Below are 8,973 nucleotides of genomic sequence, written 5' to 3' on the forward strand. Positions count from 1 at the left end.
TAACGTAATTAAAATGCGGCATCCGTTGCCTCCAGTTCTTTTAATTTGTAGATCAAATCCAGTGCCTCTCTTGCGTTCAACCGATCAGGATCAATCTGTGCCAACTGTTCTGATACCAGCGAATGGGTATTGGCGACGGCACTTGGCGGTCTGAATGCAGTTTGATGTGTGTTTTCATGAATCTGGCGTAAATACTGATTGGCTAAAGTAAGTACATCGGGAGGTATGCCAGCCAGAGCGGCAACTTCCAGACCATAACTTCTGTCTGTTGGGCCGTCTTCTACACGATAGAGAAATACAATTCGCCCAGTCGTTAATGAGGCTTGCAGGTGAACATTACGTATACAAGGCAATTCTTCGGGTAAACGAGTTAATTCAAAATAATGAGTTGAAAATAGGGTGTAGGCTTTGAGTGTTGTCGCAAGATAGGCACAACACGCATAGGCCAAGGACATCCCGTCATAGGTACTGGTTCCACGACCAATTTCATCGATGAGTACCAGACTTTCTTGGGTAGCTTGTCTTAATATATAGGCTGTTTCAGCCATTTCGACCATAAAGGTTGAGCGTCCCGAGGCCAGATCATCGCTTGAGCCTATACGAGTAAAAATACGATCAATAGGGCCTAATAGTGCTTTTTGTGCGGGAACAAAACTGCCTATATGCGCCAACAAAACGATCAATGCTGTCTGGCGCATATAAGTTGATTTACCACCCATATTAGGGCCGGTAATAAGCAACATGTTTTGCGCTGGATTGAGTTGCACGCTATTGGCAATAAATTGCTCCTGAACCAGTTGTTCTATTACCGGATGCCGCCCAGATTCAATATTGATTCCTGCTTGTTCTACCATCTCAGGACAATTCCAGTTTAGACTTTGTGCGCGCTCTGCGAGATTGGCCAGTACATCAAGTTCAGCAAGAGCCTGCGCAAGGATGGTTAATTCATTAATGTACTGTTGCAGCTCTGCCAGTAAATTGTCATACAACCATTTTTCCCGAGCCAGGGCTTTTACCCGTGCTGAGAGCACCTTTTCTTCAAATACCTTGAGTTCAGGGGTAATGTAGCGTTCTGCATTCTTTAAGGTTTGTTTTCTATGGTACTCTGGAGGCGCTTTTTCTGCTTGTGATTTGGAGAGTTCAATATAATATCCCTGGACGTTATTAAAGCCAAATTTAAGGGTGGAAAGCCCGGTGCGTTGTTTTTCTGCCTGTTCCAACTCATCCAGCTTTTCATTCGCATGGGTACTTAAAGCGTTTAATTCATCGAGTTCTTCATCAAATCCAGGAGCAATCACACCGCCATCCCGAATAAGGACTGGAGGATTATCAATTATCGCTGCTGTTAATAATTCCTGAAGTACAGGCAAAGGGCTGATGTGTTGTTTTATTTGATTGATGAGAGGCGATTGATTCTTTTTAAGTGCTTCTTTTAGTTCGGGAAGTAACGATAAGGTATTTCGCAAAGCCACCAAGTCTCTGGGACGTGCGGATTTCAACGCAATACGGGAAACAATTCGCTCTACATCACAACAGTGCTTTAGCACATGATGAAGAGACATATCTTGTTCGGCTGCAATAATTTCTTTAACACTTTGTTGTCTGGACAAAATCAGGTGACGCTGTTTCAAAGGGCGACCCAACCATCTTTTCAGTAAGCGGCTTCCCATGGCGCAAGCGGTATTATCCAATATAGCCAAGAGCGTATGGTTACTGCCGCCGTGGACGTTTTCGGTAAGCTCCAGATGCTTTTGGGTCGCAGCGTCAAGTTGCAGATAATCTTCGGGGCGCTCCAGCACTACAGAGTTCAGATGCGGCAGTGTTTGCTTTTGCGTATTTTTTAAATAGGCAAGTAAAACCCCCGCAGCGATTAATGCGGTAGGATGCTCTTGCTCGCCAAAAGCGGACAGATCCGTTACTGAAAACTGTTCACGTACCCGCTGCAGTGCGCTGTCTGTAGCAAACTCCCACCCCGGTCGATTTTTAACGGTGAAATTGTTGCAGTAGTCGTATAGTTTTGATGACTCCTGAACCAGTATTTCGGCAGGTCTTAAGCGACTCAGTTCTGCGTGCAGTTGTGTTTCATCATCCAGTTCCAGTAAATGAAAACGACCGCTGCTTAAATCAGCCCACGCCAAACCTGTTTGATGCTTGTACTGATGCAGTGCGAGCAATACATTATCTTTTCTGGCATCCAACAGCGCCTCATCGGTTACTGTACCTGGGGTAATAATTCGGGTTACCTGCCGTTCAACAGGGCCTTTGCTGGTTGCGGGATCGCCAATTTGTTCACAAATGGCTACGGACTCACCTTTTTTTATGAGTCTGGCAAGATAGCCTTCCACTGCATGATAAGGAAGGCCGGCCATAGGAATAGGTTTGCCTGCGGACTGGCCTCTGTGCGTTAAGGTTAAATCCAACAAGTGCGCTGCTCGTTTGGCATCATCAAAAAACAATTCATAAAAGTCGCCCATACGATAGAAGAGCAGCATATCGGGATAGTCTGATTTGATGCGTAAATATTGTTGCATCATAGGAGTGTGTGATGTCGTCATGAAAAGATGTCTCAAAAAGCGTTGTGTAATTTTAGCAAAACTGTGATTGTAAGTCAGTAAAGTGATGTTTTGTTTCTAAAAGAAACATGCTGTATCGGTTTTTAAATTTTATTTCATTAGTTTGGTGATAACTTCTTCACTTAATGTGAATATTTGCTAGAATTAAGATGATTTTATATAAAAATCTAAATCTAATAGGGAGAATGGTTATGAATCGTTTAGCTATGATAGCTGCAACTGGATTTTTAGCAGTATTGTTAACTGCCTGTGGTGACAATGGCTCATCCAAGCCGGCAGAAGGCACTACAGATGCTGCTCAAACACAAACTCAAGGTGATGCAGCCAAAACTGATGCTGGTGCAGAACAACCTTCTACCGAAGGCCAAAGTCAATAAGGCTTTTTTCGCTTTTATTGATACCTTATATAAACCCTGTAATATCTCATTATGGGGTTTTTTGTTGCGCAGGATATCTACTTGAGTCACTTAAACGAACTAATCAAACAAATTGCTACCTGTCTGAATGATTCAGGGATCCTTTTGGTTACTGCTGAATCCTGTACCGGTGGTTTAATTTCCGGATATCTGACCGAAATACCCGGAAGCTCCACGTGGTTTGAGCGGGGTTTTGTTACTTACAGTAATCTGGCGAAACAGGAAATGTTGTCTGTTTCTGCTGAACTGTTGACCCAGTTTGGTGCCGTTAGCGAGGAAGTTGCTGCTGCTATGGCTGTTGGCGCTTTACGCCATAGTGCGGGTCATGTTGCCTTGTCGGTTACAGGTATTGCCGGTCCTGATGGCGGTAGTATTGATAAGCCAGTGGGTACGGTGTGTTTTGGCTGGGCTATGCAGCACTCAAGCCCTGTTACACTGAAAATGCAATTTAACGGAACTCGTCACGACATTCGGCAAGCAGCTTGTTATCAGGCTTTACAGGGTGTTCTTTCGCTGCTTAAACCGTAAACACTTCACGAATCAATCTCACTTTCATTTATTGATCACTGTTTGGTGTGAAATCACTGCATGAACATGATGATTCAATTTGCCGGCTGCTCATATCTGTGTGATAATTTTGTCCTTGCATACTACTACTTGGAATTGATTATGGAAGAGAATAAACAAAAAGCATTATCAGCAGCCTTGTTGCAAATTGAACGACAATTTGGCAAAGGTTCCGTCATGCGTATGGGCGACAGTACCGTGTCTCGAGATATTGAGGCCATTTCTACAGGTTCCCTCGGATTGGATATCGCTTTAGGAATTGGTGGACTACCCAAAGGGCGTATCGTTGAAATTTACGGGCCTGAATCATCTGGTAAAACCACGCTGACACTGCAAGTGATAGCCGAATGTCAAAAAATGGGGGGTACTGCTGCATTTATTGATGCTGAGCATGCCTTAGATCCGAGCTATGCGCAAAAATTAGGCGTTAATGTTGATGAGTTGTTGGTTTCTCAACCTGATACCGGAGAGCAGGCATTGGAAATTACCGATATGCTGGTGCGATCGGCTGCGGTAGATGTCGTCATTATTGACTCTGTTGCGGCATTGACTCCCAAAGCTGAAATTGAAGGGGAAATGGGGGATGCTCATGTCGGGTTACAGGCGAGATTGATGTCCCAGGCCTTACGAAAACTTACAGCGAACATCAAGCGCTCTAACACCTTGGTTATTTTTATTAACCAGATCCGTATGAAAATTGGTGTTATGTTCGGTAGCCCTGAAACTACTACAGGCGGTAATGCGTTAAAGTTCTATGCTTCCGTTCGTCTGGATATACGCCGAATTGGCTCAATCAAAAAAGGCGAGGAAATATTAGGTAGCGAAACACGAGTTAAAGTGGTTAAAAACAAAGTTGCGCCACCGTTCAAGATGACCGAATTCGATATTTTATATAACGAAGGTATTTCACGTGAAAGTGAAATTATTAATCTGGGTGTGCAACTTAACCTGATTGAAAAATCAGGAGCATGGTACAGTTACAAGCAAGAAAAAATTGGTCAGGGCAAAGAGAATGTTCGTTTGTATTTGAAAGATAATCCTCAGATTGCCGCCGTTTTGGAACAACAAATTCGTACTGAACTGTTAGAAAAAAATCTGCCTCTGACAGCGCCGGCAAGCGAAGACAGTTTTGAGATGGTTGATGACTAAAGCATTTGATAGCGCCATACGCCTGTTAAGCAGGCGTGAACATGGCGCTATAGAACTGTATAAAAAGTTGGAACAAAAGGATTTTGATGCCACTGAGATTCAAGATGCGTTGGATACCTGCCAACGCCTCGGTTTGCAAAATGATGTTCGTTTTGTAGAGCAGTTTATTCGTATGCGCATTCGTCAGGGTTATGGTCCCTTAAAGATCATGCACGAGTTAAAAAGTAAAGGAGTAGAAGCCGAGATCATCAACGCTGAACTGGCCAAAGAGAGAGACAATTGGCTCGTTTATGCCTTGAACGTCTGGGAGAAAAAATCTAAAGGACGCCACGATCTGGATTATACCGAGCAACAGAAACAACAGCGCTTTTTGCTTTATCGGGGATTTAGTCCAGACATTATTGCTTTGGTGATAAAAGAGTTAAAGTGATCCTGGGTGCGTTCTTTTTCGCCAGAAAAAGAGCTAAAGACATCTGATGAGCGTGACACAGTAGAGATAATTCAATTAACTTAAATGGTAAGTCGTAGAAAATGAAAAGTTCTGAAATTAGAAAGGCATTCTTTGATTATTTTGTACAGCATGGCCATCATCTGGTGGAATCAAGCTCATTAGTTCCAGCCAATGATCCCACCTTGTTGTTTACTAATGCAGGAATGGTGCAATTTAAAGATTTATTTTTAGGGCTTGAAACCCGAGCTTATCAACGAGCGGTAAGTGCTCAACGCTGTGTCAGAGCGGGTGGCAAGCATAATGATTTGGAGAACGTAGGTTATACCGCTCGACATCATACTTTTTTTGAAATGTTGGGAAATTTTAGCTTTGGTGATTATTTCAAAAGAGAAGCCATTCAATTTGCCTGGAATTTTTTAACCCAGGTTTTGCGTTTACCTACTGAGCGTTTATGGATTACTGTCTACAAAGACGATCAGGAAGCGGAAGATATTTGGCTGAAGGAAATGGGTGTTTCACCCGAGCGTTTTTCTCGATGTGGCGAAAAAGATAATTTTTGGTCTATGGGTGATACAGGGCCTTGTGGGCCGTGTACGGAAATTTTTTATGATCATGGGCCCGAAATTGCAGGTGGCCCGCCGGGTAGCCCCGAAGAAGATGGTGACCGCTACATAGAAATATGGAATCTGGTTTTCATGCAGTTTAATCGGGATAAAGACGGTACCTTGCATCCGCTGCCTAAACCTTCCGTAGATACGGGAATGGGGCTTGAAAGGCTGGCAGCCGTAGTACAGGGTGTTCATAGTAATTATGAGATAGACAGTTTTCAACACTTGATTCACGCCATTGCCAAAATGGGCAGGAATACAGACATTAATCATACCTCTTTAAAAGTAATAGCGGATCACATTCGTTCGTGTTCTTTTTTAATTGCTGATGGTGTCGTTCCCGGTAACGAAGGGCGTGGGTATGTATTACGTAGAATTATCCGCAGAGCAGTCCGACATGGAAATAAACTGGGTTTACTAACACCTTTTTTCTCGCAATTGGTACAACCACTAATTGACGTAATGGGTGATGCTTATCCTGAATTAATTCGTTCTAAAGTGCACATAGAGAATATATTACTTCAGGAGGAAAATCAGTTTGCCCGAACCCTGGAACAAGGCTTGAAGTTATTGCAAGATCACATGCAGTCTGTTGAAGGAAAACAGTTGTCGGGGCAGGTGGCGTTTAAATTGTACGATACTTACGGCTTTCCCATAGATCTTACTGCTGACATTGTGCGAGAACAAGGCTTGGAAGTGGACATGGATGCCTTTAATGCGTTGATGCAGCGCCAACGAGAACAATCACAGGCTGCAAGCCAGTTTAGCGTAGACTATCATGCCACCACTCAACTGGATCATCAATCTGAATTTCATGGATACGAGCATTATAATGTTAAGGGATTTGTGGTTGCACTGTTGATCGATGGGGTTGAAACAGATCGCTTGGCTCAGGGTGCAAGGGCAGCTGTGGTTTTAGATAAAACACCTTTTTACGCCGAAAGTGGTGGTCAGGTTGGTGATAAAGGCTATTTAAAAGGTAAAGAATTTAATTTTCGTGTAGATGACACGCAAAAAGTGGGACAGGCCATTGTCCACTATGGTGTAGTAGAGCAAGGTACTGTAATGTTAAAGCAACCTGTTGATGCATTGATTGATGTGCAAAGACGAGATGCAATACGTTTGAATCATACGGCAACCCATTTAGTGCATGCTGCTTTAAAAACGGTTGTTGGCCAACACGTCCAACAAAAAGGTTCATTGGTTGACGCAGAAAAAGCCCGTTTTGATTTTTCACATTTTGAAGCCTTGACTCCTTCGCAGATTCAACAGATTGAATTTTTGGTCAATGATCAAATTCGTGCCAATAATGAGGTAATCACTGAAGTAATGGATATAGACTCAGCCAAGCGCAGTGGTGCTGTTGCCTTGTTTGGTGAAAAATATGCAGAGGATGTGCGAGTGTTGTCTATGGGGGAATTTTCCAAAGAGCTATGTGGCGGTACACACGCACGTCGTACAGGTGATATAGGATTATTCAAAATTAGTGCTGAATATGGAATTGCCAGCGGAGTCAGACGTATTGAATTGGTTACAGGCCACTTTGCCTTGCTGTGGGTTAACGAACAACAAGGGGTGTTAAATAATCTCGCCTCCCTGTTAAAAACCACAACCAGCAGTTTGGTTGAAAAAATGACGCAGTTTATTCAAGATAATAAAAAGCTTGAAAAAGATATGGCAAAACTGCTCAGCGAAAAAGCCCAAAAATCGGGTGCGGATTTGCTAAGTGAAGTAGAGCAGGTTAATGGTTTTAATCTATTGGTCAAGCGATTGGACGGAATGGACAGTCAAACCATGCGAACTACGTTGGATAAGCTTAAGTCTTCTTTAGACTCAGCAGTTATTGTATTGTTTGCTGTAGATCAAGGTAAAATGAACGTAATCGCTGGCGTGAGTAAAAATAGTTTAGGGAAAGCGCCTTCAGCTGCTTTATTGGTCAGACATCTTTGTGGTAAGGGAGGCGGTCGTGATGATATGGCACAAGGTGGTGGCTCTGTTCCTGAAGATTTGGATGCAAAAATTAAAGAAATTAAAGCCATGATTATCGGTTTATAATTCGTAACAGCTCAGTAAACCAGGCAGTCATTTAAATGTTAAATGACTGCGTCTGAGAAAAATTATTTTAAAACATTTGTACTCAAGGAGGAAAACACGATGAGCTTTATTAAGGAATTTAAAGAGTTTGCCATGCGTGGCAATGTAGTCGATTTGGCTGTTGCCGTCATTATTGGTGCTTCATTTGGTAAAATTGTATCATCCCTGGTTGATGGAATCGTGATGCCCTTCATCGGGTTGATTATCGGCGGAATCAATATTGCGGGCGAAAGTCTGACCGTTGGTCATGCGGTGATAAAATGGGGTGCGTTTTTGCAATCCATTATTGATTTTAGTCTTATTGCGCTATCTATTTTTCTGGCGGTTAAGTTTATTAACCTGTTACGACAAAAAGATGAAAAACAAACGCCTGCTTTATCTGCTTCTGAAGTACTGTTGACTGAAATTCGTGATTTGATGAAAGAAAAAAACTTAAAAGGTGATTCATAGCTTTTAAATACCTGGTTGATGTACACATCAAATCCGAAGTTTGTGCTATATTTAAACAGTAGCATCAAAAAAGGATTTCTATGAACGACTTAATTAACTTGATTGCTCTTATTATTGTTTTTGGGATTGGTCTTTGGCTGGTCAACGCTTTTGTGCCAATGCCTGGAGCTATTAAAAGCCTTCTAAATGTTCTGGTTTTGATTGTATTGGTTATTTATATATTGCAGTTTTTTGGGGTAGTAAAGCCTATATTACCGATGATTAAAATTTTAAAATAAATTACTGGGCAAATAAAAAAGCTCCATGGTTTAGAATATCGTGCAGTTATGATGTTCTGGATAATGGGCTTTTTTTTTGTTTTTTAAATAAAACCAACTCGCCGGCTTGGCCATCATTGTTACAAAACAGGATGAAATAGCAGAAGGGCTATTCTGATTTACTTGTTATTATCCGATATTTTCTGTTGCCTACGGTTGTCCAACTAAAACTATCATCATTCCGAACTTAGCGAATAATCTCCTGCATAGAGGCATGATCTGCATTAGTGTACCTATTTATATGACGTCTAAAGAAGGCTCGGTAGTTGTGTATTCCGGAGCGAAATGATCACCAATTCCGGCCGCATTTGATCGCAGATTCCGGAAACACTTGATCAGAGATTCCGG

8 protein-coding genes are annotated in these 8,973 nt (G+C 42.3%); 7 read left to right on the plus strand and 1 reads right to left on the minus strand.

All coding sequences use genetic code 11. From position 1 onward, the window contains the following. Positions 1-8: 8 nt before the first annotated feature. Positions 9-2,555: a DNA mismatch repair protein MutS gene (mutS, locus tag Lwor_RS04575; protein ID WP_058492730.1), complete on the minus strand. Its 2,547-nt coding sequence runs from the start codon at positions 2,553-2,555 to the stop codon at positions 9-11. Positions 2,556-2,764: 209 nt separating this feature from the next. Between mutS and Lwor_RS04580 the strand changes: the two genes are divergently transcribed. The 7 genes from Lwor_RS04580 to Lwor_RS04610 all read left to right on the plus strand — a co-directional run bounded on the left by Lwor_RS04580 (position 2,765) and on the right by Lwor_RS04610 (position 8,586). Beyond that, entirely contained in the window at positions 2,765-2,950 is a 186-nt protein-coding gene (locus Lwor_RS04580) for a hypothetical protein (protein ID WP_058492731.1), read from the plus strand. A gap of 81 nt (positions 2,951-3,031) precedes the next feature. Then, positions 3,032-3,517: a CinA family protein gene (locus Lwor_RS04585; protein WP_058492739.1), complete on the plus strand. Its 486-nt coding sequence runs from the start codon at positions 3,032-3,034 to the stop codon at positions 3,515-3,517. Positions 3,518-3,658: 141 nt separating this feature from the next. Beyond that, a complete protein-coding gene (gene recA, locus Lwor_RS04590; RefSeq protein ID WP_058492740.1) occupies positions 3,659-4,705 on the plus strand; it encodes a recombinase RecA in 1,047 nt (348 codons plus the stop codon). Next, positions 4,698-5,135, plus strand: a complete 438-nt coding sequence (recX, locus tag Lwor_RS04595; RefSeq protein ID WP_058492732.1) for a recombination regulator RecX — start codon at positions 4,698-4,700, stop codon at positions 5,133-5,135. Before recA ends, recX begins: the two co-directional genes overlap by 8 nt. Before the next feature lie 101 nt (positions 5,136-5,236). Then, a complete protein-coding gene (gene alaS, locus Lwor_RS04600; RefSeq protein WP_058492733.1) occupies positions 5,237-7,819 on the plus strand; it encodes an alanine--tRNA ligase in 2,583 nt (860 codons plus the stop codon). Between the two features lie 99 nt (positions 7,820-7,918). Then, positions 7,919-8,308, plus strand: coding sequence for a large-conductance mechanosensitive channel protein MscL (gene mscL, locus Lwor_RS04605; protein WP_058492734.1), 390 nt, complete (start codon positions 7,919-7,921; stop codon positions 8,306-8,308). 80 nt (positions 8,309-8,388) lie between these two features. Next, on the plus strand, positions 8,389-8,586 hold the full coding sequence (locus tag Lwor_RS04610; protein ID WP_058492735.1) for a Thivi_2564 family membrane protein: 198 nt from the start codon (positions 8,389-8,391) through the stop codon (positions 8,584-8,586). Positions 8,587-8,973: the final 387 nt, after the last annotated feature.

Source organism: Legionella worsleiensis (genome assembly GCF_001467535.1).
In the GTDB taxonomy this organism is placed as follows: Bacteria; Pseudomonadota; Gammaproteobacteria; order Legionellales; family Legionellaceae; genus Legionella; species Legionella worsleiensis.

What these genes read in the sequence shown, in the direction of transcription:
- mutS (WP_058492730.1), bottom strand. Translation starts at nt 2,555, where the DNA reads ATGACGACATCACACACTCCTATGATGCAACAATATTTACGCATCAAA.
- Lwor_RS04580 (WP_058492731.1), top strand. Translation starts at nt 2,765, where the DNA reads ATGAATCGTTTAGCTATGATAGCTGCAACTGGATTTTTAGCAGTATTG.
- recA (WP_058492740.1), top strand. Translation starts at nt 3,659, where the DNA reads ATGGAAGAGAATAAACAAAAAGCATTATCAGCAGCCTTGTTGCAAATT.
- recX (WP_058492732.1), top strand. Translation starts at nt 4,698, where the DNA reads ATGACTAAAGCATTTGATAGCGCCATACGCCTGTTAAGCAGGCGTGAA.
- alaS (WP_058492733.1), top strand. Translation starts at nt 5,237, where the DNA reads ATGAAAAGTTCTGAAATTAGAAAGGCATTCTTTGATTATTTTGTACAG.
- mscL (WP_058492734.1), top strand. Translation starts at nt 7,919, where the DNA reads ATGAGCTTTATTAAGGAATTTAAAGAGTTTGCCATGCGTGGCAATGTA.
- Lwor_RS04610 (WP_058492735.1), top strand. Translation starts at nt 8,389, where the DNA reads ATGAACGACTTAATTAACTTGATTGCTCTTATTATTGTTTTTGGGATT.